The following is a 24,787-nucleotide window of genomic DNA, read 5'->3' as shown; positions in this document are numbered from 1 at the left end:
TTTCTATGATCGCCCTTTCCGCGCCTGCGCTACAACCCGTTGCACCAGCAGCAAAACTGACGGAAAAAATACGCATAAAGGCGCTGGAACTTGGGTTTGATGCCATAGGCTTCTGCCCCGCCCATCTGGGGCCAGAAGTACGCGCACGGCTGAAAGATTTTTTAGCCGAAGGGTATCATGGTGAAATGGGTTGGTTGGCAGACCGCACGGAACAGCGCAGCCAACCCACGGCCTTATGGCCAGAAGCCCGCAGCGTTATTGCGTTAGGCCTGAACTACACACCGGCAGAGAATCCGCTAAGCACACTCCACAATCGCACATGCGGAAATATTTCCGTTTATGCGCGCCACCGTGATTATCACGATGTTGTTAAAGGCATGCTTAAGCATCTGGCCCAGTTTGTCGTGCGCGAAGCCCGCATGGTGCTGGATACAGCCCCAGATGTGAAAGTGTTTGTTGATACAGCCCCCGTAGCGGAAAAACCTCTGGCCACACAGGCCGGGCTAGGCTGGCAAGGCAAACACACCAATCTGGTGTCTCGCCAGCACGGAAGCTGGCTCTTTCTGGGCGAAATCTACACAACGCTGGAACTTCCAGCCTCTGCCGATTCTGGGGGCAGTTGTGGAAGCTGCACCCGTTGCCTGAACGCATGCCCTACGCAGGCCTTTCCGGCCCCTTATCAAATGGATGCGCGCAAGTGCATTTCCTACCTGACCATTGAACATGCAGGGCCTATTCCACTGCCGCTCCGCAAAGCCATTGGCACACATATTTATGGTTGTGATGATTGCTTGGCCGTATGCCCGTGGAACCGCTTTGCCCAGACATCTCGCCACATCAAGCTGCAACCAAGGCCAGATTTGATAGCACCAGAACTGGCCACACTCAGCCAACTGGATGATGCGGCTTTCCGTGCCATGTTTTCTGGCTCTCCTATCAAACGTATCGGGCGCAACCGATTTATCCGCAACGTGCTGATAGCCATTGGCAATTCTGACCACCCGGATTTGCTGCCTTATGCACAAGCATTGCAGCAAGACCCCGATGCCGTTGTGGCGGAAGCAGCAGATTGGGCCACACAGCGCCTGATGGGAGATGCAGCTTGAGCCGCCATTTACGCAAACGCAGCCTGATTCTGGCAGGCCATGATACCAGCGTGGCGTTAGAACCCACCTTTTGGGATGTGCTGGAAGATATAGCCAACCAGCAGGCACAAACACTGCCGCAGATGGTTACCAAAGTGGATGCCGCACGCTCCCCCGAGCAATCACTTGCCTCTGCCTTACGGGTTTACGCACTGGAATGGCTGAAACAGCAGCTTACCACTCATGCGATTCCCTCTGCCTGAAAGCAACGCAGAACTGCTGTGTCCGCTTAAAGCATCTGGGATGTTTGGGCAGGCTGCCAGAACGTGATAAACTGTTTCTATGGCGATCTGGGGTAAAATTTTTGGTGGCGTAGCCGGTTTTGCCGTAGGCGGTCCGGTTGGCGCAGCGGTTGGCACAGCACTCGGCCACGCAGCAGATACAGGTGCGATTCTTCAGCCCCCAACAGGTGGCTGGAGCGATAAATGGGCTGCGCGCGCAAGGCCAGACCCTAACGGGGCCGCTACCTTTGTGGCTGCCAAACTGGCTGCGGCCCTTGGCAAGAAGGAACAGCTTTACGGGCTTTCCTGCGTTATCCTTAGCGCCAAACTGGCCAAGTGCGATGCGCCCGTTAACCGGCGAGAAATCAACGCCTTTAAATCTCGTTTCCGCGTGCCTGATGAAAACATGCGTGAAGTTGGCCGCCTGTTTGATATGGCACGCCAACGTACGGATGATTACGAAGCCTTCGCGCGTGAACTGGGGCAAGTTTACGCAACAGATAAACGCCCGTTGGAAGACCTGATGGGCATTCTGTTTACCATTGCGCGCGCCGATCTGGCAGCGGATGAGCCCCTGACTCCTGAAGAAGAGCGTTTTCTCAAACGGGTACATGCTCTGTTTGGTTTAAGCCGTGGTGCGTGGGAACGTGCAGCCCACGGGCGCTCCACCCCAGCCATGGCCGAAGATGATGCCTATACTGTTATGGGTGCCTCGCCAGATCTTTCAAATGAAGAACTGCGTGCCTTGTGGAAGAAACTGGTGCGGCAGTACCACCCGGATATTCTGTTGGCCCGCAATGCAAGCGCCGTTGAAATTGAAGCCGCATCCGTCAAAATTTCACGCATTAACGCTGCGTGGGATATCATCAAGCGGGATCGTGGGCTCTGATTTCAGGATTCTCTTTTCTTTTTGAAGCAAGATAGGAAGTGCGACTTTCTGGCAACAGGTTGCACAAAAATCTCTCACTCTCCTGTCAAAGATCGCACACACAGGTCTATTTTACGCCCCTGTTTGTTATGCAAGTAAGCCCTGCCATTGCGCCGCTGGTTTCTCGTGGTAGAGAAAGCGACAGCAATTGGCCTGCATGCAGCATGGGCCAGACGGTCGTCACAGAGCAAAGGTAAAGGTGGCAATGATTTCAGGACGGAACGGCTCAAGGCTCCGCCCTCGCGCGCAGGCAAAAAAAAGTCAGACGCGGGAAGGTTCCTCGGCACAGCGCCGTTTTCGTTTGGGCACATTCTGCCTGGCCGCCACTTTGCTGGGCACGGCAGGATGCAGCGCTATTAAGGCACCCGTACCCAAAGACCCGGACGCTCTGGCTGAATACAAGGCAGCGAACGACCCCTACGAACCGTTGAACCGCAAGATGTTCAACTTAACCATGAAGTTCGATAAATGGGGCCTGCGCCCCATGGCCAAAGCTTACGTGTGGGCCGTGCCGCGCCCGGTACGTAATTCATTGGGCAACCTTGTCAGAACCATGAACGAACCCTCCGTTTTCTTTAACGATGTAGGGGCAGGCAAGCCACGCCGCGCAGGTGATATGTTTGTGCGCTGGTGCGTGAACATGACAGTGGGCTTGGGCGGCTTGATTGACGTGGCCAAAATGGCCGGGTTCCCGCACCATGATAACGATGCCGGTATGACACTGGCTAACTGGGGCATTCCTGCGGGGCCATATCTGTTCCTGCCAATGGGGCCATCTTCTATCCGTGATGGTATTGGCTACGCCATTGACCAAGGCCTTTCCCCATGGGACTATGTGCCACGCGGGTACGGGTTGGTTAGCTTTAACTGGGCTTATAACCTGTTTGGGGTTGTTCATGCCCGTTCTGAGCATTTGGATGAACTAGACGCGTTGGAGCGTGACGCGCTGGATCCTTATGCTACTATTCGTAGCGCCTATCAGCAGCAGCGTCGGGCACAGGCTGAAGCCATCAAGAATGATAACCGCGCGACCGTGCCAGACTGGTACCATTAAGAAAAACAGCCAAAAGGGTACACAGACATGAAATTTCTTTCAAGCCGCCGTGTTATTCTGGGTGCCTTTGCCCTGCTTTGCGCTGGTGGCCTTTTTTCCGCTCCCGCTCGTGCTGCGGAAAACGCAAAACAATTTATTCAGGTGTTTGGCAACCAGCTTGTCGCTATCGTCAACAGCCCTATTCCGCTGAGCGAAAAGAAAGAGAAAGTTCTGCCGCTGGTGCAGAAAAACGTCGATATTGACGGAATCGGCCGCTACTGCCTGGGCCGTTACTGGAAAACAGCCTCACCAGACCAGCAGCAGCGTTATCTGGGCCTGTTCCATCAGGTTCTGGTGAACGCCATTACGGACAAGCTGGGTGAATACCGTGGCGTAAACTTTACGCTGGGGAATGTAACCAGCTCTGGCCCAGATGAATACGCCGTGGACAGCACGCTGGTGCGCCCACAGCAGCCTGCTGCCGCCATGCAGTGGATTGTTAGCGAAGCCTCTGGCAGCCCCAAAGTGGTGGACGTGATTGGTGAAGGTGCAAGCCTGCGCCTAACACAGCGGAATGACTATTCCTCCTACATCGCACGTAATGGCGGTAACGTAGGGGCCCTTCTGGATGCATTGCAGCGCCAGTTAAGCCACCACACAGCGGCCAACTAACGCATAAATACAGAGTTTTTGGTTTGCAGAAAAAGGCGTTCCCTCTGGGAGCGCCTTTTTTATGGCTTGGGCCAAACGCTTTCATAAACCAGCATTGTTTGGCCATCTCTTTGAAACGTTTCTTCCACCCGCATACCAATACCACCCAAAATGGTGCGGGACGCCACGTTGCTTTCTGCTGCAACGGCTATCACTTTATTAATTCCGGCATCATGCGCAAAGTTAAGCGCAGCACTTGCGGCTTCTCGCGCAATACCTCGACCACTGGCCCACGGAAAAAGCGCAAAGCGTAAGGCAAAGCCACGCCCATCTGGCCGATCATGAATACCGGTCATGCCGACAAAGCGGCCTTGTTCATGAATGGTAAAAATACCTACCCGATGGCAGGCCCAGAAAGCGATATCATCCGCCATTTCCAGTTCCGCCTGTTGACGGCTACGCACGCCACCCAACATGCGGCCAAAGGCACCGCCATCTGCTTTGAGGCGCACCATATCTTCCATATCCCGCCATGTTACGGGCTTAAGCAGCAGGCGCGGAGTTCTAACAGAACGCGAATCCACAATTCACGCCTTGCAGAAAAGGAAAGGCAAAAGCCCTTCCTCTAATTCCGCATGCTGCCGGTAATACATGGTGCCTTCATCAAGATAGGAGCCCAATGAAGTAAGGGCTCCTATTGCCCCTTACTTAGCGGGCCAGAGGTTTGTACTGGATACGGCCAGGTTCTGTCGCATCTGGCCCCAGACGGCGGCGCTTGTCTTCTTCATAGGCCTGGAAGTTCCCTTCAAACCATTCCACGTGGGAATCGCCCTCAAAGGCCAGAATATGCGTTGCCAGACGGTCCAGGAACCAGCGATCATGCGAGATCACCACTGCGCAACCGGGGAATTCTGCCAGCGCATCTTCCAGCGCACGCAGGGTATCCACGTCCAAATCGTTGGTAGGTTCATCCAACAGGATCACGTTGCTTTCCTGCCGGAGCATCTTGGCCAGATGCACACGGTTGCGTTCACCACCAGAAAGCACGCCAACCTTTTTCTGTTGATCAGAACCTTTAAAGTTAAAGGCCCCAACATAAGCGCGTGAAGGCACAGCCCGCTTGCCCAGATAGATAACATCCGTACCGCCGGAAATTTCTTCCCATACGGTTTTGTCTGCATCGAGATCATCGCGAGACTGATCTACGTAACCAAGCTTTACGGTTTCACCAATCTTCAGCGCACCCGCATCCGGCTTTTCCTGCCCGATAATCATTTTGAACAGGGTAGATTTACCAGCACCGTTCGGCCCAATAACACCCACAATACCACCCGGCGGCAGCTTGAAGTTGAGGTTATCAATCAGCAGGCGTTCACCAAAGCCTTTGGTGAGGTTTTCGGCCTCAATAACAGTGCCACCAAGGCGTGGGCCGGGCGGAATAACAATGTCTGCAACGCCGCTAACTTTTTCAGCACTGGCCGCCAGCATTTCCTCATATTTGGTAATACGGGCCTTGCTTTTGGTCTGGCGTGCTTTGGGGCTGGCGTTAATCCACTCCTGTTCCGCAGCCAATGCACGCTGGCGGGAGCTTTCTTCCTTTTCTTCCTGTGCCAGACGCTTGCGCTTCTGCTCCAGCCAAGAGGAATAGTTGCCTTCGAACGGAATACCGCGGCCACGCTCGATTTCCAGAATCCAGTTGGTCACGTTGTCCAGGAAGTAACGGTCATGGGTAATAACCATAACGGTGCCATCGTAATCCTTCAGTGTGCGCTCAAGCCATGCAACACTTTCGGCATCCAGATGGTTGGTTGGTTCGTCCAACAGCAGCAGGTCGGGCTTTTCCAGCAGCAGGCGGCACAGCGCCACGCGGCGGCGCTCACCACCAGAAAGCTTATCTACCGGGCTATCTGCGGGCGGGCAGCGCAGGGCATCCAGCGCAATATCTAGCTTGCGGTCCAGCTCCCAACCATCACCGGCATCAATCTTTTCCTGCAATTCGGCCTGTTCGGCCAGCAGGGCATTCATTTCCTCATCTTCCATGGGTTCGGCAAAGCGGGCGGAAATCTCGTTAAACCGATCTACGGCCTTTTTAAGATCACCAAAGCCCAGAGCCACGTTTTCGCCCACGGTCAGCTTAGGGTCTAGCTGCGGTTCCTGCTCCAGATAGCCAACGCGCACCCCTTCTGCGGCCCATGCCTCACCACCGAATTCCTTATCGATGCCGGCCATGATTTTCAGCAGTGTGGATTTACCTGCACCGTTCACACCCAAGATGCCAATTTTGGCGCCCGGCATGAAGGACAGCGTGATGCCTTTAAACACTTCACGCCCGCCGGGATAGGACTTTGTCAGATCCTTCATGACATAAACGTATTGATAGGATGCCATGATAATGAACTCCCGTAATGCGGATGGGTAAGATAAAGGGCGGGTGCGACCACATCGGCGCAGCAAGCTGTTATCGCCTGCGCCCGGCAGGACTTGAACCCGCAACCAAGCCGTTATGAGCGGCCCGCTCTAACCAATTGAGCTACGGGCGCGCAGGCGGGTTCCTGATTACGCAACCTGAGCAATTTGGCAAGGGTTTCTGTGCTGAAAACTGCCAGTTGGCATGAAAAACGCATTACTCTTGGCAAGCGGGCATCTGCCAGATAGGGTTTGCCGCCTTTAATTTTTCAGCTCTGGAGCAGTCTTCAATGGACGTTTCAAAACTTTCCCCCGGCAAAGATGTGCCGTTTGATATTAACGTCGTGATCGAAATTCCGCAGGGTTCTTCTGTCAAATACGAAATCGACAAGGAAAGCGGCGCCCTTGTGGTGGACCGTTTCCTGTTCACGCCCATGGCTTACCCTACGGCTTACGGCTTTATCCCCAACACGCTGGCCGCTGATGGAGACCCGACGGACGCTCTGGTGCTGACGCCGCACAATGTTGTGCCCGGCTGTGTGATTCGCGCCCGCCCAATTGGCGTTCTGAAGATGGAAGACGAATCCGGTCAGGACGAAAAAATCATCTGCGTGCCGCACGATAAAGTGCACCCACAGTTTACCAAGGTGCAGAGCGTGGACGATCTGCCGGAAATTACCGTGCAGGCCATTGAGCACTTCTTCACCCGCTACAAAGACCTTGAAAAAGGTAAATGGGTGAAAGTGACCGGTTGGGGCACAAAGGAAGAAGCGGGCGAGTTCATTGTGAAAGCTCTGGAAGCTGCAAAAGGCAAATAAGCCGCCTTTGCACTCTGCTTATAAAAAGCTGCGGTGGCTTCTGCCCCGCAGCTTTTTTCTTGCCTCATACCCTATGCAAAAACAGTTTTCCTAGAAAACGGCTTATCAAGCGCCCCCTTCGCCTCCAATATGACGCACGGATATTGGAGAAAACCAGCATGCCCATTACGGGGTCTTCCCTTCCCTCGCGCCAACCCGTTCTCTTTCTTCCTCATGGTGGTGGCCCATGCTTTTTTATGGATTGGCCCAATACGTGGGACAAAATGGCGGCGTATCTCCGCAGCACGCAAAGCACGCTCCCCCGTAAACCCGATGCCATTGTGGTGGTTTCCGGCCATTGGGAAGAAGACATTCCCACCGTTACGGCTGCGCCCAATCCATCCCTGATTTATGATTACTTTGGCTTTCCGCCACATACCTATCAGCTACAATACCCAGCACCCGGCAGCCCTGCGCTGGCCCAAAGTGTTTGCAACCTTTTGCACGCAGCAGGCATCCCATGCGCCACAGATGACAAACGCGGGTTTGACCACGGCGTCTTTATTCCCTTCATGCTGGCGTTTGAAGAAGCTGATATCCCGATTGTGGAACTCTCCCTGCTAAAAAGCATGGACCCTGCCGCCCACATTACTCTCGGGGCCGCGCTGGAGCCTTTACGTGCCCAGAATGTGCTGATTATTGGCACAGGCATGAGCTATCATAACCTGCGCCACTTCATGAACGGTTCCCCAGCCACCAATCAGGCTGCACAAGAATTTGATACATGGCTGGAAAAAGCAGTTACAGCCCCACCAGTTAAGCGCGATACCCAGCTTGTGCACTGGGCCGCTGCCCCCGGCGCACGTATTTGCCACCCGCGGGAGGAACATTTGCTGCCACTTATGGTGGCAGCAGGCGCTGCCGGGCAGGATGAAGGGATTCGCACTTATAGCGATACCGTTTTGGGTAAAGCGCTATCTGGTTTCCGCTTCGGTTAAAGGCCGTAAAAACTTACCGGCAACTTTCTGTTTGCTCAGGAGCTATCCCTCTAAAAGCCCTCGTTTTTAAAGGAACAAGCTTATGAGCACTTTTTTCTCGCGCCCTTTCCTTATGATTGCGGGATTAACTTTTGTTCTCTCCACAGCTCAAGCTGCTCCAGCCTTTTCCGCTGTTGAACAAGGAAACTACGCCGTAGATCCCAACCATACGCAGGTGGTGTTTTCTGTACTCCATCTGGGCTTTACCAATTATTCCGGCTTTTTCTCAAACGCATCGGGCACGCTTGCGCTTGATCCTGCTCAACCGGAAGCATCGCGGCTCAGTGTTTCTATTCCCACAGACAGCGTCCTAACCCCCAGCACCAAGCTGACTAACGAGCTCAAAACCTCTGAATGGCTTGATGTGGCCCACTACCCCAAGGCTGAATTTGTTTCCTCCAAAATCACACCAACCGGAACAGACACGGCTGATATTGAAGGGCAATTCACGCTGCATGGCATTACACAGCCACTTACCCTGCACGCACGTTTTATAGGCGCAGGGCAGAACCCCATGAACAAAACCTATACTGTGGGCTTTCAGGCTACGGGGGAACTGAAGCGCAGCGCTTATGGTATAAAAACCTATGTGCCCTTGGTGGCGGACAAGGTGTTGCTTTCTATTGCCGGCGCGTTTGAAAAGGCCAAATAAGCCATTCCTTTCAAAAGAAATTGCCGCTTTTTTGCGCGTAGCGAGAGAAAATCTTCCTGAAATGAATTTTTTTATGAAAACCCTGTTGCCAAACGCGAAAACATCGCTATAAAGTGCGACATACCAACGCACGAAAGCGCGTTGAAACTGCGGGTGTAGCTCAGTTGGTTAGAGCGCCGGCCTGTCACGCCGGAGGTCGCGGGTTCGAGCCCCGTCACTCGCGCCACTTTATTTCCTTAAAAACTTATTTCTTTTTGGAACACAAAGTGGTGCGACCTGCTTTTGTCCGGCTGCCAAGCAGCCGGAAGCAAGGCTTTTCAGCTTCAATCACCTAAAGCACTGGAACCTTGTAGGGTAACTGCAACGGCATGAACTGTTGCCGCAATACGTGCTGCTGTTTGCACGGCAGATGCTCCTAATGCCTCGCGCACGATTTTTTCATGGCTGGTCACACACAGATCACATCCATTGATTACGGAAACAGCCAGACACCACAGCTCAAAATCAGCTTTTTCTACGCCCGGCTTGGCAATCACGCTCATGCGCAACTGTGCAGGCATCTGGGAATATTCACCACCTGCCATATGCACAAAGCGGTAGTAAATGTTGTTCATGGCCATAATGGCATTAGCGGATTTGGCTGCCGTAAGAGCTTCTGGTGAAAGTGTTGAAGCAAACTGCGCCACAATAGCTGATGTAACTTCATCATTCCGCGCCGCGAGTGCAGACGCCACAAATGTGCCGCCCAACTGCTGCGGTGTAAGTGTCACATCATTCGCCAAAGAGCTGAGATTCAGCCGCAGGTCCTTGGCATAATCGGGAATACGATCCTTGATTGCATCAATGGACATAGCATTTTCCAATATTCAGGTTGTTCGGAAAAATCAGACGCATAGCGCCTGCGCGGTTTTTGCCGCGTAAACTGCCCCACTATTTGGCGCAGTTGGTAACCACATCAAGGCTACCGCCCTCTTCTCATGAAAGAAGGCAACGGGTGGCATATGCCACCCGCACCGCCTCATCCGCCCCGTAGGCCGGATGAAATTTTCAGGCTCAGACTTTAATAAAGTCGTCGCCCTTCTTCCAGTTACAGGGGCACAGCTCATCGCTCTGCAGCCCGTCCAGAATACGCAGGATTTCCTGCGGGTTACGACCAACAGACAGATCGTTGACGGACACGTGGCGAATCACCCCATGTGGGTCCACAACAAAGGTGGCGCGCAGGGCAACACCGGCTTCTTTAGCCAGAACGCCTGTGCCTTCTGTCAGCTCGCGCTTGATATCAGCCAGCATCGGAATCGGAAGATCCTTCAGATCATCCTTATGCAGGCGCCAGTTAAGGTGCACGAACTGGCTATCGATGGACACACCGTACACAACGGCATCGCGATCAGCGAAGTCTTTAGCCAGCTTACCGAAAGCCACGATTTCTGTCGGGCAGACGAACGTGAAGTCCATCGGCCAGAAGAATACGATCTTCCACTTGCCGGCATCGCTCTTGTCAGAAATCTGAACGAATTCGCCCTTCAGGCCTTCCGGGCCACCAGGAACGGCGGTCAGATCAAAGCTTGGAAATTTATCGCCAACTGTCAGCATAATCTTGCTCCTTATAGCTTGGCACACGCCATGCAGCACCAACGTGCCACCGGCTGTGTTGTCCTGTATGGCGCGGCTTTTTCATTTAAGCCAATGAATATTTTATATCAAAATCATTGAACTATTCGATGAAATGCCGAAGATTTATCTCTCAGATACATTGCATCAGGAAATCATACCGTGCTGCCGCTGCCTTCTGCCCAGCAATTACGCTATCTGATCACCCTTTCAGAACTGCGCCATTTTGGGCGGGCTGCCGCTGCCTGTGCAGTCACACAATCCACCCTTTCTGCCGGCATTATGGCGCTGGAACGCCAGCTTGATGCCCCTTTGCTAGACCGCACCGTGGGCAAAAAAGTGGTGTTCACCCCTTTGGGGCACGAAATTGCACTCAAGGCCCGGCAAGCACTGGCGGCACTGGAAGCCGTGCCGCAATTGGCTGCCGCGGCCCGCACGCCGCTAACTGGGCCGCTGCGAGTCGGCATTATTCCCACCATTGGGCCATTTCTGATTCCACAATTGGTGCTTAACTTGCGCGAGCACTTTCCGCGCCTTCTGTTGTCCATTACGGAAGACACCACCGAACACCTGCTGGAAAAACTCTCGCTCGGCCAGTTAGATACACTGGTGGTGGCCATGCCCTGCCTGTGCGATGGCACAGAAACACACCCGTTATGGCAAGACCCCTTCCGGGTGATTATGCCGCCAGACCATCCATTTTCTGCCCTACCTGCCGTACCAGCCTCTCAATTATCCGAACACAGCATGATCATGATGGAGGATGGACACTGCCTGCGCGATCAAACTCTAGCCATTTGCCGCCAAAGCCCAAGCCGCAGCGGATCTGAAGGAGAAAGCGACTCCACCTTTACCGCCATGTCTCTCCACTCCATGGCAGAAATGGTGGAACTGGGGTTAGGCATTGCCATTATGCCCGAACTGGCCATTCATGCAGGCATTCTGCGAGGCCGTAATCTTGTAGCACGCCCCCTTACCAGCGATCTGGCGCGGCGTACCATTGGGCTAGCGTGGCGGCCAAGATCTCCCCGCGCAGCAGATTTTCAAACACTTGCCACAACTTTTGCGGCACTGGCCCCACCCGCAACACCCTCTCGGAAAGCAGAAAATCCATCTGAATTATGAGAAAATGCGCCCAGAAATGCGAGAAATATTGACTCTCACGCACGCACCCGGTATGTGCCGAGCCAACTTATTTTGTACGTCCATCAGCATCGGCGGAGAAAACGGGCCATGAAAATCAGAAACAGCCTGAAGTCGGCCAAAGTGCGCGATAAAGACTGCCGTGTAGTGCGTCGTCGCGGCCGGGTTTATGTTATCAACAAGAAGAACCCTCGCATGAAAGCTCGTCAGGGCTAATCTCATGCATCATCCGGCCCTTTTTGGCTGGTTGAACACGCATGTCATGCGTAAAACCCGTTCTTCCGCTTGCCGGAGGAGCGGGTTTTTGTTTGCTGGCATCTGCGCAATACATATGGGCCTTCCGGCTACGGGATGGGCGCAAACCGCCACACCACCAGCCCCCCCACCAGCACATGCAGCATCACAACATTCCAGCAGCGTTGCAGAACAAATAAAGCAGCTTTCCACGGCATTGGCTCACGCCAAAACACCAGAGGAAGCGCATACCCTGCAAGAACAACTGGAGGCCCTCCGTTCAGCCAAGCTTTCCCCCACCACACAGCTTTTGGTCCGTCGGGCAGAAAAAGATCTGACAACCGATAAGCCTGATGATGCGGTGGAAGACATAGGCGATGCACTGGCCCTACAGCCCGACCAAGCCATTCTGTGGCGCACACGCGCCCAAATGCGCCTTGTGGCGGGGGATCTTAAAGGAGCCATCGCTGATATAGGCGAAGCCTTGCAGCGCGATCCGCTAGATGCGGAAAGCTGGAGCCTTCTGACCAGTGTTGAAGAACACCGTAATGATGGCAAAGCCGCCCTGAAAGCCTGGCAGAAAGTGCTGGAACTCAGCCCCATGACAGACCGCAACCACAAACGGCTGGATGCGCTACACATCAAGGCCTACGGGCAGCCGACCTGATTTTTAAGCAAGCAGGTCTGGCCTTTAGGCCTGTTTATTCTCGATCAGACTTTTGCGAATTTTGCGGCCCCGTTCAATCCGATCCACAATGTAATCGGAATCTTCCCATCGGATAGCCCGCGCCATAGCCTGTGCATCTTCCATAAACCGGCCCAGCATTTCCAGCAGTGCTTCACGGTTGGAAAGAAAAATATCCCGCCACATAATGGGGTCTGAAGCTGCAATACGTGTAAAATCCCGGAAGCCGGATGCAGCAAAATCCAACACCTCAGACCGGGTTTCACTCGCCAGATCATCTGCTGTGCCGCAAATGGTAAAGGCCAGCAAATGCGGCAAATGGCTAACAATGGCGCAAACACGATCATGATGCGCGGGTGTCATTTCCCGCAAGCGGGCACCGCAGCGCTCCCACAAGGTGCGCATTTTTTCCAGCGCCTCTGCCGTAGTACAATCTAACGGCGTTATCAGGCACCAGCGATTCTCAAACAAATCTGCCAACCCGGCATCTGGGCCAGAAAACTCTGTGCCTGCCATAGGGTGCGTGGGCACATATGGCACATCTGCCCGTAGTGAAGGGCTGATAGCCTCAATTACAGATACCTTGGTAGAGCCCACATCAGTCAATATTGCGCCGGGCTTCATGGCCGGAACAACCTGTGCAGCTACTGTGCCCATAGCGCCTACTGGCACACACAGCATCACGCAATCAGCCTGCGCGGCTGCGGCTGCGGCATCTGTTGTCACCTCATCCGCAATACCTAGCTCTGCCACACGGGCACACACATCCGGGCTCTGATCCACTGCTATGAGTTTGCGGGCCAGATTTCCCTCCGCCTGCGCACGCCGCAATACGGAAGATCCGATAAGCCCTGGCCCAATAACAGCCAGCGTATCAAAAACAGGCACAGTATCCTCAGCCAAGGTGAGTATCCTTCACCACAGAAGAAGCGGGAGGATACGCTGCCTTGTCCTCATCAGTTTTATTATTGTCCCGTAAACCGTGCATTTCCATGAACTGCCATGCCAGCAGAACAGGAATGCCGATGACGATCTCACGCCCACGGCGCAGCAGAGAAAGCCCAAGTGAGACAGAAGGATCGATACCAAAAGCATGGCCCAGCGCCATATAGGCGCCTTCCTGCACACCCAAGCTACCGGGCACCAGAAACCCTAAAGACATAATGGCGCAGGTTACGCCTTCCACAGCAACGGCATTGGGGAAGGAAAGATGCGCGCCCAGAAAACGCGCCGTGAGCCAAAGCATGGCCGCGCTGCCCAGCCACCCTACAAAATGGTACAACGCAGAGCGGCAGATATGCCACGGGCGGCTCCATGCCGCTTCCATCTGCTCTTGCAGATCATCAGCGCCTTGGGTCAGGTTTTCATGCCATTGGGAGGCAAGGCTGCGGGTAAATGTTCCACCAAATTTGCGGAACAGATTACCACCGTGCCGCTGGGTCCAGATAAACCCGGCCGTGCCTGCAATCAGGAATACCGCACCGCACACTACGGGCACCACAAACGGGCTGGAACGCTGATGCGCCACCAAAAAAGCAACGGCCAGCAGCACAAACGCCACCTGCCCCATCACTTCCGTGGTGATATCTACCAGATTGGCGCAAGCTGCCTCTGGCAATGCCACTTCCCGCTTATCGCCTTTATAAAACCCATGCGATGAGCACGTGGCCCGAATCCCGATAACAATGCCCCCGAGCTGGGAAAAAGGCAGGCATGTTGCTGCGGCATCGCGCACCATGCGGGCGGATAGCAGCCTAAAATAGCCCAGTTCGGGAAAAGCCGCATGCCAAGCCAGCCCCAGAACGCCATCTACCAGCAACTGGCAGCATACCATTACAAGAAAGCCGCCCAGACCTATACGCATAACGGCATGCAAAACGGAATCGAAACCGCTCCATGCCATTGCTGCCGTAACGGCCACAAGCCCGAGAAAAGTAAGAAAAACCGTAAGCTTCTTCAAGGCCCCAGCTCTGTTTGTCCAGCACACCCAAGGCCCTTTGCCATGTGGTAAAAAGCAAGCGGCGCATCAGTGTGTGTGTGTGATTGGTCCGTCCCCTTACACCACCACGGGGTCTGGCGCCACCTCGGACAGCAGGATAAAGAAACAGACCTGCCGTTCGGGATTAACGTCCTTACCACTTTTATTTACGTATCGTACCTCTGGGGGAGCGTATATTCTCATGACTGCCCATACCCTCGTAACCGGCGCAACAGGCTTTGTTGGTTCCGCCGTAGCCCGCACTTTGCTGGAACGGGGGCATTCCCTGCGGCTAATGGTGCGCGAAGGCAGCGATAGACGCAATATTGCGGATATTCCTGCCGATTTGGTGGACGGAGATCTTTCTCGCCCAGAAACCTTTGCCCGTGCGGTAGAAGGGTGCCGCTACGTATTCCACGTTGCTGCCGATTACCGGCTGTGGGTGCCAGACCCTGCCCCTATGATGACAGCAAACGTAGAGGGCACGCGCCAGCTTATGCTGGCCGCAAAAGCGGCTGGTGTTGAAAAAATTGTGTATTGTTCCTCTGTGGCGGCATTGGGCCTGATTGGTGATGGTTCCATTGCCGATGAAAACACCCCCGTACAGGAACATGCCGTTATTGGCATTTACAAGCGCTCTAAATACCGGGCCGAGCAGGAAGTGCTGCAATTGGTGCGCGATCAGGGGCTACCGGCGGTTATCGTAAACCCTTCCACACCCGTTGGCCCGCGAGACATCAAACCCACCCCCACCGGGCAGATGATTCTGGATTGCGCCGCAGGCCGCATGCCCGCCTATGTAGATACAGGCGTGAATATTGTACATGTAGATGACGTGGCCGAAGGCCATGCGCTAGCGCTGGAACGCGGTACCGTTGGCGAAAAATATATTCTGGGCGGAGAAAACTACCTGCTGGGTGATCTGTTCGCCATGGTTTCAGAAATTGCCCACGTGCCGCCGCCAAAAATCAGGCTGCCGCAGGAAGTCATCTGGCCCGTGGCAATTGTGTCCGAATGGCTTTCCCGCTCCTTTGGCATCAACCCACGTGTAACGCGTGAGATGTTGGCCATGTCCCGCAAAAAAATGTTCTTCTCATCCGATAAGGCCAAGCGTGAACTAGGGTATAACCCGCGTCCGGCACGCAAGGCGGTGGAAGATGCCATTACCTGGTTCCGCAATAATGGCATGCTGAAATAGGAGAGCAGCAGTGATACTGGCTCTAGCTATTTTATGCGCCATTATCTGGATTGGGCTGATATTTTTTCATGGAAAGTTCTGGCAGGCTGGCCCCATTCTGCAACCCGCAGAGGCAGGCCGGACGCGCATGGATATTGCACCGGATGTTACGGTGGTTGTGCCTGCCCGGGATGAAGCTGAATCCATTCAGCCAGCCCTCTCTTCTTTGCTGGCGCAGGATTACATGGGCCGTCTTTCCGTTATTTTGGTAAATGATCGCAGTACGGATAACACAGGGGATCTCGCGCGGGCTTTGCCGGACCCTCACAACCGCCTGACCGTTGTAGATGGGGCAGATCCTTCTGCTGGCTGGAGCGGCAAATTATGGGCCGTTGCCCAAGGGGTGGCAGAGGCCGAGCGCCAATGTGCAGATGGCAGCGGTTACATACTGTTTACAGATGCAGATATTCTGCATGCTCCTGCACATGTTTCTACCTTGGTGGCCAAGGCACAAACAGACCGTTTGCACATGGTTTCCGAAATGGTGGAACTTCAGTGCGAAAGCCTTGCTGAGCGCGCTTTGGTGCCAGCTTTTGTGTTCTTTTTTGCCCTGCTTTATCCGTTCGCCAAGGTGAACAACCCCAAAGATAAAACAGCCGGAGCCGCAGGGGGCACCATTTTGCTGCGCCGCGATATGCTCCGCCAGATTGGCGGCATTGAAGCCCTGCGTGGCGCCCTGATAGATGATTGCACACTGGCAAGCTGCGTCAAACAAGCTGGCGGCCACTTGTATCTAGGCCATTCCTGCTTGGCCAAATCTGTTCGCCCCTATCCAACGGCTGGCGATATCTGGCGTATGATTGCGCGTACGGCTTACGTGCAGTTGCGCTTTTCACCTACGCTATTGGTGTTAACCGTATTAGCCATGATTGTGGTATGGCTTGCCCCTGCTGCACTTGCTTTTCTGGCGCATGGGCCTGCACAATGGGTTGGAGCAGCCACGTTTACCGTCTCTCTCTGTTCCTTTATACCTACGCTGCGGCGCTTTCGCCTTTCGCCTTTATGGGCATTGGCGTTGCCGTTTATTGCGCTGTTTTATACAGCCGCTACTATCGGGTCTGCCCTTAACCACCACCGGGGCAAAGGTGTGGTCTGGAAAGACCGCGCCTATACCGAAGCCATACCCAATGATGGGCGCACGCTGGAGCAAAAAAGCCGGCGCGCCTGAAATATATCTGAAGCCTCCCTCTGGGCAGGGCCGCAGTTAAGGGATAGGCATTCCCGGCAGCCTCATGTAAATCACGGGGCTGCCCTTACCGCGCAATCATATTGAGCCAGGCATGACCAACACAACCAGCGTATGGGGAACAGCAGACGTTTCATCCGGCAAGGGAGCTTCGGATGAAAACTTTCCCGTCGGTTCCCTGCTAATCAGCAAAAAGCTGCGCCCGCACGTGCATGCCTACTATGATTACGCGCGTGTTATTGATGACATTGCAGATAGTGAAACCCTTGCCCCCGATGACAAGATTACACGCCTGAATGCAATGGAAGAGGTTCTGCTTGGCAAGCGGGACCCAATCAACCGGCCCGATGCCCAAAGTGCAGCAACGTTACGCCGGTCTCTTCTGCAAACACATGTTCCGTTTGAAACAGCAACGGATCTGCTGATTGCCTTCCGCGACGATTCGCGCGGGCATGTCTATCAGACATGGGATGATCTGCTGCAATACTGCCGGTATTCCGCCAACCCTGTGGGCCGTTATCTGATTGGCCTGCACGAAGAATCTGCCGCCGCCTTTGTGCCCTCCGATGCGCTGTGCACATCGCTGCAAATTTTAAACCACCTTCAGGATTGCGCTGGTGATCTCAAGCGCCTGAAACGCTGCTACATCCCCGCAGATATGATGCAACGGTGCGGCACATCGCAACAGGACCTGCTGGCTGGCAGCACCTCTCCTGCTCTGCGGCGTGTTTTCAACACCATGCTGGACGGGGTAGATGCCCTTAACCAGCAGGCTTCTGCCTTAGCTGCCCATATCCGTGACCGCCGGTTCCGTATGGAATGTGCTGCTATTGTAGAACTGGCACACTGCCTTACCCGCCGCCTGCGGCGTGAAGACCCACTGGCAGGGCGTGTGGCCTTGCGCCGGGCAGACGGCATGCATGCAGCCATTGCGGCCCTGCGGGCATGGGCATGACCTTTCCGAATGGCAGAACTTCTGTAAAAAGAGCCTGACCAAATAACTTTGACAATCGAACAACAAGTGAGAAGCGCGTGACAACCCCAGACATCCAGATGCATGACGAGCCGACCCCCCTTGGGTGTGATCCTGCTGATCTTGCCTGGGTGGAAAGCACGGTCAAACAGGCGGGAACTTCCTTTGCTGCCGGCATGCGTATCCTGCCACCCATGCGCCGCTATGGCATGTATGCCATTTACGCTTTCTGCCGTGTGGTGGACGATATTGCCGATGGCCTGGCCCCGTTGGCAGAACGCACACAGGCATTGGAAGAATGGCACAAAAAGATTGCCCACCTGTATCAGGACAGGCTTGAAGCCCCGCACGAACCGCTGGAACGCGTTCTGCTAGCCGCCATTCCGTTCTTTGCGCTGCAACAGGCAGATTTTGATGCCATCATTGATGGCATGCTGATGGATACAGCCACCCCGATTGTAGCGCCGGATGAAAAAACGCTGGATCTTTACTGTGATCGCGTAGCCGCCGCCGTTGGCCGTTTGTCTGTGCGTATCTTTGGTGAGTGCTCTGATGAAGGCAATAAGGTTGCCTATCATCTGGGCCGTGCCCTGCAGTTAACCAACATCCTGCGTGATCTGCCCGAAGATGCCGCACGTGGCCGCCTGTATCTGCCATCCGATCTGCTAGATCGGTTTAACGTGCCGCATGATCCGGTAAAGGCACTTACCGCCCCCGGCTTGCAGGAAGTTACCAAAATTATAGCCGCTCGTGCGCAGGATCACTTCACAACGGCATTTGCCACCATGAAGCTTTGCCGCCCCCGCACCATGCTGCCAGCCCGCATTATGGGGGCCAGCTATGAAACGGTGCTGAAAAACCTGCGCAAACGTGGATGGGGACCTGATGTGCTGCGCCAGCGGCCCGAAAGCTCCACCGTAGGCAAGGTTTACGCGCTCGCCTGCTCTTATCTTCCCTGATCGCACGATAAGGAAACGGTGATGACAGGCACTTTGCATATTATTGGCGCGGGCATGGCCGGTTTGGCCGCTGCGGTAGAAGCGGCGGGCTCTGGCCCACGCATTATCGTGCACGAAGCAGGCCGCGCCTGTGGGGGGCGCGCGCGCTCTTATATGGACCGTCAGCTTGGTTGCCGCATTGATAACGGTAACCATCTGCTGCTTTCTGCCAACAAAACCGTTTTCCGTTATCTGGGGCTTACCGGCGCGCTGGACACCTTAACCGGCCCCCACGCGCCACTTTTCCCTTTTGTAGATCTGGCCGAAGATGCGCGCTGGACATTAAACCTTTCCCGCGGGCGTATGCCGTGGTGGGTATTTCAGCCACATCGGCGGGTGCCAGATATGCGCCTGCCTGATTTGCGCAGCCTGTACCGCTTGATGAACGCAGGTGAAAACGAAACAGTTGCAGATTGCCTACTGCCCGGTGCCTTCGCCCGGCGGCTTTTAGAGCCGTTTGCTATTTCCGCCCTTAATACGCTTACCGATACCGGAAGTGCCGCATTGCTGGGCGCTGTTATTCGCGAATCTCTTTCCTTGGGGGGTACGGCCTGTATTCCGTGGTTTGCCAAGGTCGGCCTTTCCGAAACCTTGGTGGATCCGGCCCTGAAGCATTTGCAGGACATGAATGTAGAAGTGCGCACCCAAAGCCGTATTACCGGTGTGGAAGAAGCGCGCGGCCGCATTACAACCCTGCATACGCCCGAAGAAGACATTACCTTGGGGCCTGATGATTCCATCATCATGGCTGTACCTGCTCCTGTGGCGCAGAGTCTCTTAGCCAACAAGATTGCAGGCATAACCGCCCCAACAGAATTTGAAAGCATTCTAAACCTGCATTTCAAGCTGGATGAACGCCCCATTCCACAAGGCTCTTTTGCGCAATGTGGGTTTATGGGTGTTATTGGCGGCGTGACGGAATGGGTTTTCCTGCGCGAAAACATTCTGTCTGTTACCGTAAGCGCCGCCAACCGCTATGCAGACCAGAATCAGGATGATCTGGCCCGCACCATCTGGCAGGAAGTCTGCCGGGCTTGTGATGCCGTGCTGGAGCAACCCCTTCCGGCCACACCAGCGGCCCAACGTGTTGTGTGGGAAAAACGCGCAACCTTTGCAGCCACGCCGGAACAAAACCGCCTGCGCTGCGGCCCCGCTACACCTTTGGTAAATCTGGCTCTGGCCGGAGACTGGACAAACACCGGCTTGCCCGCAACCCTTGAAGGGGCCATGCGGTCTGGCGTGCAAGCTGTTCATACTTTGGGCCTCAAGCACCCTCGGTAATATCCCCTTAAAACGCACTGCGCTCTAAACAGCTTTACGCTTGCAAGCAGAAAGGATTTTCTGACATGGCCGCCGATGGGAGTGCTCTTTCCGAATCACGCCTTTCTTCAGAGGTTCTGGATCGTGCGGTCCTGAGTGCGCATACCGCTCTCAGTCAGGCCCAGCAAGATGATGGCCATTGGGTCTATGAGCTAGAAGCCGATGCCACCATTCCTGCCGAATATATCCTGCTCGAACACTTCATGGACAGGATTGACGATGCGCTGGAGCAGAAAATTGCCATCTACCTGCGCCGTATCCAAAGTGAAGAGCACGGGGGCTGGCCCCTTTACCACAATGGCAAGTTTGACCTTTCCGCCACTGTAAAAGCTTACTTTGCGCTCAAAGCTGTGGGGGATGATATTAATGCCCCCCATATGCAGCGTGCACGAGAAGCCATTCTGGATCATGGTGGAGCGGAACGCTCAAACGTGTTCACACGCTCCCAGCTTGCTTTGTTTGGTGAAGTGCCGTGGCGCGCAACCCCGGTTATGCCAGTAGAGTTGATGCTGCTGCCTGCCAAGGCATTCTTTTCCGTGTGGAACATGTCTTACTGGTCCCGCACAGTTATTGCGCCGCTTCTGGTGCTGGCAGCCCTCCGCCCTGTGGCGGCAAATCCGCGCCAGATCCATGTGCGTGAGTTGTTTGTTACTCCGCCAGAAAAAGTGCAGGACTGGGTTCGCGGTCCTTATCGCTCGGCATGGGGGTATGTTTTTAAAGGGCTGGATAGCGTTTTGCGGCCCATCGTACCGTTTATTCCCGAAAAAACGCACAAAAAAGCCATTCAAGCCGCTCTTGATTTTATCGAACCTCGTCTGAATGGCAAAGATGGCTTGGGGGCTATTTACCCTGCCATGGCCAACGTGGTGATGATGTATCGGGCCATGGGCGTGCCGGATAAAGACCCGCGTGCAAAAACGGCATGGGAAGCCGTGCAGGCCCTGATCGTTGAAAAAGACGATGAAGCCTACTGTCAGCCCTGCGTTTCCCCTATTTGGGACACCGGGCTTTCTGGCCATGCCATGATTGAGGCAGCCTCTGGCCCCAATGGAATTGCGCCAGAAAAAACGCTTGGCGAGTTGAAAAAAACCTCTGCATGGCTCCGCAGTAAGCAGATCCTGAATGTGAAGGGAGATTGGGCCGTTCGTAACCCCAATCTGGCCCCCGGTGGCTGGGCTTTCCAATACGGCAACGACTATTACCCCGATGTAGATGATACAGCCGTAGTGGGTATGCTGTTGCACCGTGAGGGCGACCCGGCAAATGCTGAAGCCATTGCGCGTGCACGCACATGGATTGTGGGCATGCAAAGCACAGATGGTGGCTGGGGCGCTTTTGATATCGACAACAACAAGGATGTTCTCAACCACATTCCTTTTGCCGATCATGGTGCATTGCTCGACCCACCCACCGCAGATGTCACCGCACGCTGTATTTCCTTTCTGGCCCAATTGAAAAACCCAGAAGATGAACCCGTTATCAAGCGTGGGCTGGAATATCTGCGCAAAGAGCAGGAAAAAGACGGTTCCTGGTTTGGGCGGTGGGGCACAAATTACATTTACGGCACATGGTCTGCACTGTGCGCCTTAAATGCCGCTGGCATTTCCCACGATGACCCAGCCGTGGTGAAAGCTGTGGAATGGCTCCGCTCTGTCCAGCGAGCAGATGGCGGCTGGGGCGAGGGTTGCGAATCTTATGAAGGCGGCCCACACGGCACGTATGGCGAAAGCCTGCCCTCGCAAACTGCATGGGCTGTGCTGGGGCTGATGGCCGCAGGCCGGCGGGATGATCCAGCCGTAACGCGCGGTATCGCATGGTTGGCAGACCAGCAGGATGCGAACGGGGAATGGCATGAAGACCCCTATAATGCTGTTGGCTTCCCCAAGGTGTTTTACCTGCGTTACCACGGCTACAAGCAGTTCTTCCCGCTTATGGCATTAGCCCGCTATCGCAACCTTGAAAGCAGCAATACCCGCCGCGTTTCCTTTGGGTTCTAAATCAATGACATCAGCCTCTGCTCAGCCTTCGCCATCTCGCCCCGGTATTCTGGTGGGGTTAAAAGCGGAAGCACGCCTTATCCGCTCTATTTTCCCGCATGCTGCCATTGCCGCCAGTGGCGCGACGCACGCCGGAGCAAAGCGCGAAGCTGCCAGATTGGTTGCCAGCGGGGCAGATTGTCTGCTCTCCTTTGGCTTGGCTGCGGGGCTGAACCCGGCATTATCTGCTGGCACCATTGTTATTCCAGAAAAGGTCTCCTGCTGGGGCACAAACGCCGTATGCGATGCCACTTTACGCCATATTTTAGGTGGAGATCAGGCGGGTGTGCAGGGCGGAACGCTGCTGCATAGTGATACCGTCGTAATGGATGCAGCCCATAAGGCGCAGCTTTTTGCACAGTCTCATTGCCCAGCATTAGATATGGAAAGCGGTTTTCTTGCAAAAGCGGCAGAAGAAGCCGGGCTGCCTTTTGCTGTGCTGCGGGTTGTCTGCGATCCGGCAGACCGCTCCCTGCCCCCCATTGCAGGCTCTGTTCTTTCCCCTGAAGGGGGCCTGCAAATCGGTAAGTTAATGTGTGATATCGTGCGCCACCCAACACAGATTGGTGGGCTTATTCACCTTGGGCAAGATGCAGCTTTGGCACGTAAAGCCATGATCTCGTTTCTAACGACACAGGCGCAAACCCCTGCCTTTAAACGGCTTGCAGGCAACTAATTCTGCCTAGCGCCCATCCATATTGGATACGATTCCATCTGCATCCTCATCATCTGAGGATGCTTCAAATTCTTCCCATACATTGTCTACAGGACGGTTGAGAAGCACAAAGCTGCCTCCAACCATCGCTGCACCCATAACAGGAAACAACCACCGAAAAGCCAGCATGCCCCAGCTATCCTGTGGATGGCTGTACGCCACGACCGACCACCCCGTAAAACACATCAGCGTAAAGCCACCGGTCATCAATAGGGCAACCAGCAGAATACGCTTGACGTAAGGCGAGGCTAACCCGCCCTTCTGCTGCGGCTTATTGTTTGAAGGCGCGGGCAAGGAAGTTCTGCGTTTCAAGAGAAACGGGCAAAGTGGTGTTGGTAAGAGCAACACCTTTCCACCCAGCACCCAGAGCCGTGTATAGATTTACCGCATCACGCAGACGCTCCAACTTGGCAAGAGCCTCCATGTTCTGGGCATTCAAGGTGGTACGTTCAGTTGTCAGCACTTCCAGAAATCCTACCAGACCAGCACCGTAGAGCTTACGCGCACGCTCACTGGCAGTTGCGCTATCTTCTGCGGCTTTATGCAGCTGTTCGGCATATTCAATATCATCATGCCATGCAGCCATGGCATCTTCCACTTCCTTGAAGCCCTGCAAAACAGTCTGACGATACGTGAGACGCGCGGCTTCTGCCGCAGCCTGTGCAGCACGGATTTCTGCTGTCATTTTGCCACCATGCATCAAAGGCAAGCTGGCCATCAGCATGAACTGCCAGCTCATGGCATTTGCCTGAAACGCCTGATACATGGCCGATGCATTCGGGTTGAATGTAAGCGGTACGACAAAATGTGGATACAGGTTGGCAACAGCCACACCAATCTGCGCCGTAGCAACGGCATATTGCCGCTCCGCCATGCGGATATCCGGACGGTTGGCAATAACGATAGATGGCAGTGTGGCAGGAAATTCCGGAACAGTTGGCAAGGGCCGCGGAATCTTCAATTCCTCTTCCAGCTCACCCGGCATTTTGCCCAACAGCACGGCAATGGCGTGTGTTACCTGCGAAACACGTGTTTTTAGCGGTTCACGCGCAGCAATCTGCGCATCCATTTCGGCCTGTGCCTGTGCAATCTGCAAGGTGTTGCCCACACCTTCCAGATACAGCTTGTTGGTAAGGTCCAACGCATCCTTGGCAACGCGAATGTTATCCGTGGCGATCTTGATCTGAAGCTGCGTAACGCGCAGCAACATATAGTCGGACGCAAGCTCGGACAGCAGACCCATCAGCAGTGCGCGGCGGCCTTCGATATTGGCTTCCACCTGATGTTCATGCGCTTCCACATCACGGCGGATACGCCCGAACATATCCAGCTCCCACGATGCCATCACACCATACGTCAACATAGAAGCTTCTGGCTGGTTGGCCGGATTACCCGGACGCAGTGGCCAGTTATCGATGTTGATGGAATAGCGCACATCACCACCGCCCATATTGGCATCCATTTGTGGATACCACTGTGCGGCAGACCGATCACGAATGGCCCGTTCGGCCAGAATACGCTGTCCGGCAATCTGCAGATCGTAGTTGCCCTTAATGGCATCATCCACCAAGCGCGTGAGAATGGGATCTTTGAACAAAGACCACCACTCTGTCATTTCCTTGTTGGTGCGTTCGATCTCTTCAGGCGTAGCCGGATGCTCTTCCTCCGTCTCCTTGAACGCTGCCGGAACCTTCATGCGGTCTGGCTGATAATTTGGCCCTACGGTACAGGCTGACAACAACATGGATGTTGCCAGAAACAGCCCAAGGCGACGACGACCCTTCATGTTCTGTCTCAT

26 protein-coding genes and 2 tRNA genes are annotated in these 24,787 nt (G+C 54.6%); 19 read left to right on the top strand and 9 right to left on the bottom strand.

Going from position 1 to position 24,787, the window contains the following annotated elements:
• Positions 1–5 precede the first annotated feature (5 nt).
• From queG to ACP7IZ_RS04895, 5 genes are all read left to right on the top strand, one after another.
• On the top strand, positions 6–1,106 hold the full coding sequence (gene queG / locus ACP7IZ_RS04915; RefSeq protein ID WP_426848085.1) for a tRNA epoxyqueuosine(34) reductase QueG: 1,101 nt from the start codon (positions 6–8) through the stop codon (positions 1,104–1,106).
• A complete protein-coding gene (locus ACP7IZ_RS04910) occupies positions 1,103–1,348 on the top strand; it encodes a ribbon-helix-helix domain-containing protein (RefSeq protein WP_063353361.1) in 246 nt (81 codons plus the stop codon). Before queG ends, ACP7IZ_RS04910 begins: the two co-directional genes overlap by 4 nt.
• A 79-nt stretch (positions 1,349–1,427) precedes the next feature.
• The gene (locus ACP7IZ_RS04905; RefSeq protein WP_426848084.1) at positions 1,428–2,255 is read left to right on the top strand and encodes a TerB family tellurite resistance protein; all 828 of its coding nucleotides are present in this window, start codon (positions 1,428–1,430) and stop codon (positions 2,253–2,255) included.
• A 244-nt stretch (positions 2,256–2,499) separates the two neighbouring features.
• Entirely contained in the window at positions 2,500–3,348 is an 849-nt protein-coding gene (locus ACP7IZ_RS04900) for an MlaA family lipoprotein (RefSeq protein WP_026019323.1), read from the top strand.
• A gap of 27 nt (positions 3,349–3,375) precedes the next feature.
• A complete protein-coding gene (locus tag ACP7IZ_RS04895) occupies positions 3,376–3,999 on the top strand; it encodes an MlaC/ttg2D family ABC transporter substrate-binding protein (protein WP_426848083.1) in 624 nt (207 codons plus the stop codon).
• 59 nt (positions 4,000–4,058) lie between these two features.
• Here ACP7IZ_RS04895 and ACP7IZ_RS04890 read toward each other — a convergent pair whose 3' ends face one another.
• The 3 genes from ACP7IZ_RS04890 to ACP7IZ_RS04880 all read right to left on the bottom strand — a co-directional run bounded on the left by ACP7IZ_RS04890 (position 4,059) and on the right by ACP7IZ_RS04880 (position 6,518).
• The gene (locus ACP7IZ_RS04890) at positions 4,059–4,562 is read right to left on the bottom strand and encodes a GNAT family N-acetyltransferase (RefSeq protein ID WP_006116782.1); all 504 of its coding nucleotides are present in this window, start codon (positions 4,560–4,562) and stop codon (positions 4,059–4,061) included.
• A 124-nt stretch (positions 4,563–4,686) separates the two neighbouring features.
• Complete coding sequence (gene ettA, locus ACP7IZ_RS04885; protein WP_006116781.1) at positions 4,687–6,366, bottom strand: energy-dependent translational throttle protein EttA; 1,680 nt, start codon at positions 6,364–6,366, stop codon at positions 4,687–4,689.
• A 78-nt stretch (positions 6,367–6,444) separates the two neighbouring features.
• Positions 6,445–6,518: transfer RNA gene (locus ACP7IZ_RS04880), tRNA-Ile, on the bottom strand.
• A 156-nt stretch (positions 6,519–6,674) separates the two neighbouring features.
• Between ACP7IZ_RS04880 and ppa the strand changes: the two genes are divergently transcribed.
• The 4 genes from ppa to ACP7IZ_RS04860 all read left to right on the top strand — a co-directional run bounded on the left by ppa (position 6,675) and on the right by ACP7IZ_RS04860 (position 9,096).
• Positions 6,675–7,202, top strand: coding sequence for an inorganic diphosphatase (gene ppa / locus ACP7IZ_RS04875; protein WP_006116780.1), 528 nt, complete (start codon positions 6,675–6,677; stop codon positions 7,200–7,202).
• A 158-nt stretch (positions 7,203–7,360) separates the two neighbouring features.
• Positions 7,361–8,179 carry a DODA-type extradiol aromatic ring-opening family dioxygenase gene (locus ACP7IZ_RS04870; RefSeq protein ID WP_426848082.1) on the top strand — a complete coding sequence of 273 codons (819 nt, stop codon included), beginning with the start codon at positions 7,361–7,363 and terminating at the stop codon, positions 8,177–8,179.
• An 82-nt stretch (positions 8,180–8,261) separates the two neighbouring features.
• Positions 8,262–8,870, top strand: a complete 609-nt coding sequence (locus tag ACP7IZ_RS04865; RefSeq protein ID WP_426848081.1) for a YceI family protein — start codon at positions 8,262–8,264, stop codon at positions 8,868–8,870.
• Positions 8,871–9,019: 149 nt separating this feature from the next.
• Positions 9,020–9,096: transfer RNA gene (locus ACP7IZ_RS04860), tRNA-Asp, on the top strand.
• 97 nt (positions 9,097–9,193) lie between these two features.
• Here the strand turns inward: ACP7IZ_RS04860 and ACP7IZ_RS04855 are convergent.
• On the bottom strand, positions 9,194–9,721 hold the full coding sequence (locus ACP7IZ_RS04855) for a carboxymuconolactone decarboxylase family protein (RefSeq protein WP_426848080.1): 528 nt from the start codon (positions 9,719–9,721) through the stop codon (positions 9,194–9,196).
• Between the two features lie 202 nt (positions 9,722–9,923).
• Positions 9,924–10,466, bottom strand: coding sequence for a peroxiredoxin (locus ACP7IZ_RS04850; protein WP_426848079.1), 543 nt, complete (start codon positions 10,464–10,466; stop codon positions 9,924–9,926).
• A gap of 180 nt (positions 10,467–10,646) precedes the next feature.
• Here ACP7IZ_RS04850 and ACP7IZ_RS04845 point away from each other — a divergent pair, with 180 nt between their 5' ends.
• The 3 genes from ACP7IZ_RS04845 (at position 10,647) to ACP7IZ_RS04835 (ending at position 12,528) form a co-directional block, all read left to right on the top strand.
• Positions 10,647–11,609, top strand: a complete 963-nt coding sequence (locus ACP7IZ_RS04845) for a hydrogen peroxide-inducible genes activator (protein WP_426848078.1) — start codon at positions 10,647–10,649, stop codon at positions 11,607–11,609.
• A gap of 108 nt (positions 11,610–11,717) precedes the next feature.
• A complete protein-coding gene (gene ykgO, locus ACP7IZ_RS04840) occupies positions 11,718–11,843 on the top strand; it encodes a type B 50S ribosomal protein L36 (protein WP_003625637.1) in 126 nt (41 codons plus the stop codon).
• A 4-nt stretch (positions 11,844–11,847) separates the two neighbouring features.
• Positions 11,848–12,528 (top strand): tetratricopeptide repeat protein, encoded by a 681-nt coding sequence (locus ACP7IZ_RS04835; RefSeq protein WP_426848077.1) that lies wholly within the window; start codon positions 11,848–11,850, stop codon positions 12,526–12,528.
• A 24-nt stretch (positions 12,529–12,552) separates the two neighbouring features.
• On the opposite strand, the gene ACP7IZ_RS04830 is transcribed toward ACP7IZ_RS04835, so the two are convergent.
• Positions 12,553–13,434 (bottom strand): prephenate/arogenate dehydrogenase family protein, encoded by an 882-nt coding sequence (locus ACP7IZ_RS04830; RefSeq protein ID WP_426848240.1) that lies wholly within the window; start codon positions 13,432–13,434, stop codon positions 12,553–12,555.
• A 7-nt stretch (positions 13,435–13,441) separates the two neighbouring features.
• Positions 13,442–14,533: a lysylphosphatidylglycerol synthase domain-containing protein gene (locus tag ACP7IZ_RS04825; RefSeq protein ID WP_426848076.1), complete on the bottom strand. Its 1,092-nt coding sequence runs from the start codon at positions 14,531–14,533 to the stop codon at positions 13,442–13,444.
• A gap of 193 nt (positions 14,534–14,726) precedes the next feature.
• Here ACP7IZ_RS04825 and hpnA point away from each other — a divergent pair, with 193 nt between their 5' ends.
• From hpnA to ACP7IZ_RS04790, 7 genes are all read left to right on the top strand, one after another.
• The gene (hpnA, locus tag ACP7IZ_RS04820; RefSeq protein ID WP_035352761.1) at positions 14,727–15,722 is read left to right on the top strand and encodes a hopanoid-associated sugar epimerase; all 996 of its coding nucleotides are present in this window, start codon (positions 14,727–14,729) and stop codon (positions 15,720–15,722) included.
• A gap of 10 nt (positions 15,723–15,732) precedes the next feature.
• Entirely contained in the window at positions 15,733–16,929 is a 1,197-nt protein-coding gene (locus ACP7IZ_RS04815; RefSeq protein WP_426848075.1) for a glycosyltransferase, read from the top strand.
• A 112-nt stretch (positions 16,930–17,041) separates the two neighbouring features.
• Positions 17,042–17,902, top strand: a complete 861-nt coding sequence (gene hpnC, locus ACP7IZ_RS04810) for a squalene synthase HpnC (protein WP_426848074.1) — start codon at positions 17,042–17,044, stop codon at positions 17,900–17,902.
• A gap of 98 nt (positions 17,903–18,000) precedes the next feature.
• Positions 18,001–18,879: a presqualene diphosphate synthase HpnD gene (hpnD, locus tag ACP7IZ_RS04805; RefSeq protein ID WP_426848239.1), complete on the top strand. Its 879-nt coding sequence runs from the start codon at positions 18,001–18,003 to the stop codon at positions 18,877–18,879.
• Between the two features lie 21 nt (positions 18,880–18,900).
• Positions 18,901–20,199 carry a hydroxysqualene dehydroxylase HpnE gene (gene hpnE / locus ACP7IZ_RS04800; protein ID WP_426848072.1) on the top strand — a complete coding sequence of 433 codons (1,299 nt, stop codon included), beginning with the start codon at positions 18,901–18,903 and terminating at the stop codon, positions 20,197–20,199.
• A gap of 65 nt (positions 20,200–20,264) precedes the next feature.
• Complete coding sequence (gene shc, locus ACP7IZ_RS04795; RefSeq protein ID WP_426848071.1) at positions 20,265–22,235, top strand: squalene--hopene cyclase; 1,971 nt, start codon at positions 20,265–20,267, stop codon at positions 22,233–22,235.
• Between the two features lie 4 nt (positions 22,236–22,239).
• Positions 22,240–22,950 (top strand): hypothetical protein, encoded by a 711-nt coding sequence (locus tag ACP7IZ_RS04790; RefSeq protein ID WP_426848070.1) that lies wholly within the window; start codon positions 22,240–22,242, stop codon positions 22,948–22,950.
• Between the two features lie 6 nt (positions 22,951–22,956).
• Here ACP7IZ_RS04790 and ACP7IZ_RS04785 read toward each other — a convergent pair whose 3' ends face one another.
• Both ACP7IZ_RS04785 and ACP7IZ_RS04780 read right to left on the bottom strand, forming a co-directional pair.
• A complete protein-coding gene (locus ACP7IZ_RS04785) occupies positions 22,957–23,283 on the bottom strand; it encodes a hypothetical protein (RefSeq protein WP_426848069.1) in 327 nt (108 codons plus the stop codon).
• Positions 23,261–24,787: an efflux transporter outer membrane subunit gene (locus ACP7IZ_RS04780; RefSeq protein WP_426848068.1), complete on the bottom strand. Its 1,527-nt coding sequence runs from the start codon at positions 24,785–24,787 to the stop codon at positions 23,261–23,263. Before ACP7IZ_RS04780 ends, ACP7IZ_RS04785 begins: the two co-directional genes overlap by 23 nt.

It is taken from the genome of Acetobacter sp. AAB5 (assembly GCF_050106715.1).
Classification (GTDB): domain Bacteria; phylum Pseudomonadota; class Alphaproteobacteria; order Acetobacterales; family Acetobacteraceae; genus Acetobacter; species Acetobacter oryzifermentans.
Note: the sequence above shows the minus strand (reverse complement) of the source record. Positions and strands in the feature narration are given on the sequence as shown.

Bases quoted from the DNA above. Each gene is read 5' to 3' on its own strand.
- queG (WP_426848085.1), top strand. From the start codon at position 6: ATGATCGCCCTTTCCGCGCCTGCGCTACAACCCGTTGCACCAGCAGCA.
- ettA (WP_006116781.1), bottom strand. From the start codon at position 6,366: ATGGCATCCTATCAATACGTTTATGTCATGAAGGATCTGACAAAGTCC.
- ACP7IZ_RS04895 (WP_426848083.1), top strand. From the start codon at position 3,376: ATGAAATTTCTTTCAAGCCGCCGTGTTATTCTGGGTGCCTTTGCCCTG.
- ppa (WP_006116780.1), top strand. From the start codon at position 6,675: ATGGACGTTTCAAAACTTTCCCCCGGCAAAGATGTGCCGTTTGATATT.
- hpnD (WP_426848239.1), top strand. From the start codon at position 18,001: ATGCATGACGAGCCGACCCCCCTTGGGTGTGATCCTGCTGATCTTGCC.
- hpnE (WP_426848072.1), top strand. From the start codon at position 18,901: ATGACAGGCACTTTGCATATTATTGGCGCGGGCATGGCCGGTTTGGCC.
- ACP7IZ_RS04870 (WP_426848082.1), top strand. From the start codon at position 7,361: ATGCCCATTACGGGGTCTTCCCTTCCCTCGCGCCAACCCGTTCTCTTT.
- ACP7IZ_RS04790 (WP_426848070.1), top strand. From the start codon at position 22,240: ATGACATCAGCCTCTGCTCAGCCTTCGCCATCTCGCCCCGGTATTCTG.
- ACP7IZ_RS04855 (WP_426848080.1), bottom strand. From the start codon at position 9,721: ATGTCCATTGATGCAATCAAGGATCGTATTCCCGATTATGCCAAGGAC.
- ykgO (WP_003625637.1), top strand. From the start codon at position 11,718: ATGAAAATCAGAAACAGCCTGAAGTCGGCCAAAGTGCGCGATAAAGAC.
- ACP7IZ_RS04905 (WP_426848084.1), top strand. From the start codon at position 1,428: ATGGCGATCTGGGGTAAAATTTTTGGTGGCGTAGCCGGTTTTGCCGTA.
- hpnC (WP_426848074.1), top strand. From the start codon at position 17,042: ATGACCAACACAACCAGCGTATGGGGAACAGCAGACGTTTCATCCGGC.
- ACP7IZ_RS04780 (WP_426848068.1), bottom strand. From the start codon at position 24,787: ATGAGACAGAACATGAAGGGTCGTCGTCGCCTTGGGCTGTTTCTGGCA.
- ACP7IZ_RS04900 (WP_026019323.1), top strand. From the start codon at position 2,500: ATGATTTCAGGACGGAACGGCTCAAGGCTCCGCCCTCGCGCGCAGGCA.
- shc (WP_426848071.1), top strand. From the start codon at position 20,265: ATGGCCGCCGATGGGAGTGCTCTTTCCGAATCACGCCTTTCTTCAGAG.
- ACP7IZ_RS04835 (WP_426848077.1), top strand. From the start codon at position 11,848: ATGCATCATCCGGCCCTTTTTGGCTGGTTGAACACGCATGTCATGCGT.
- ACP7IZ_RS04850 (WP_426848079.1), bottom strand. From the start codon at position 10,466: ATGCTGACAGTTGGCGATAAATTTCCAAGCTTTGATCTGACCGCCGTT.
- hpnA (WP_035352761.1), top strand. From the start codon at position 14,727: ATGACTGCCCATACCCTCGTAACCGGCGCAACAGGCTTTGTTGGTTCC.
- ACP7IZ_RS04865 (WP_426848081.1), top strand. From the start codon at position 8,262: ATGAGCACTTTTTTCTCGCGCCCTTTCCTTATGATTGCGGGATTAACT.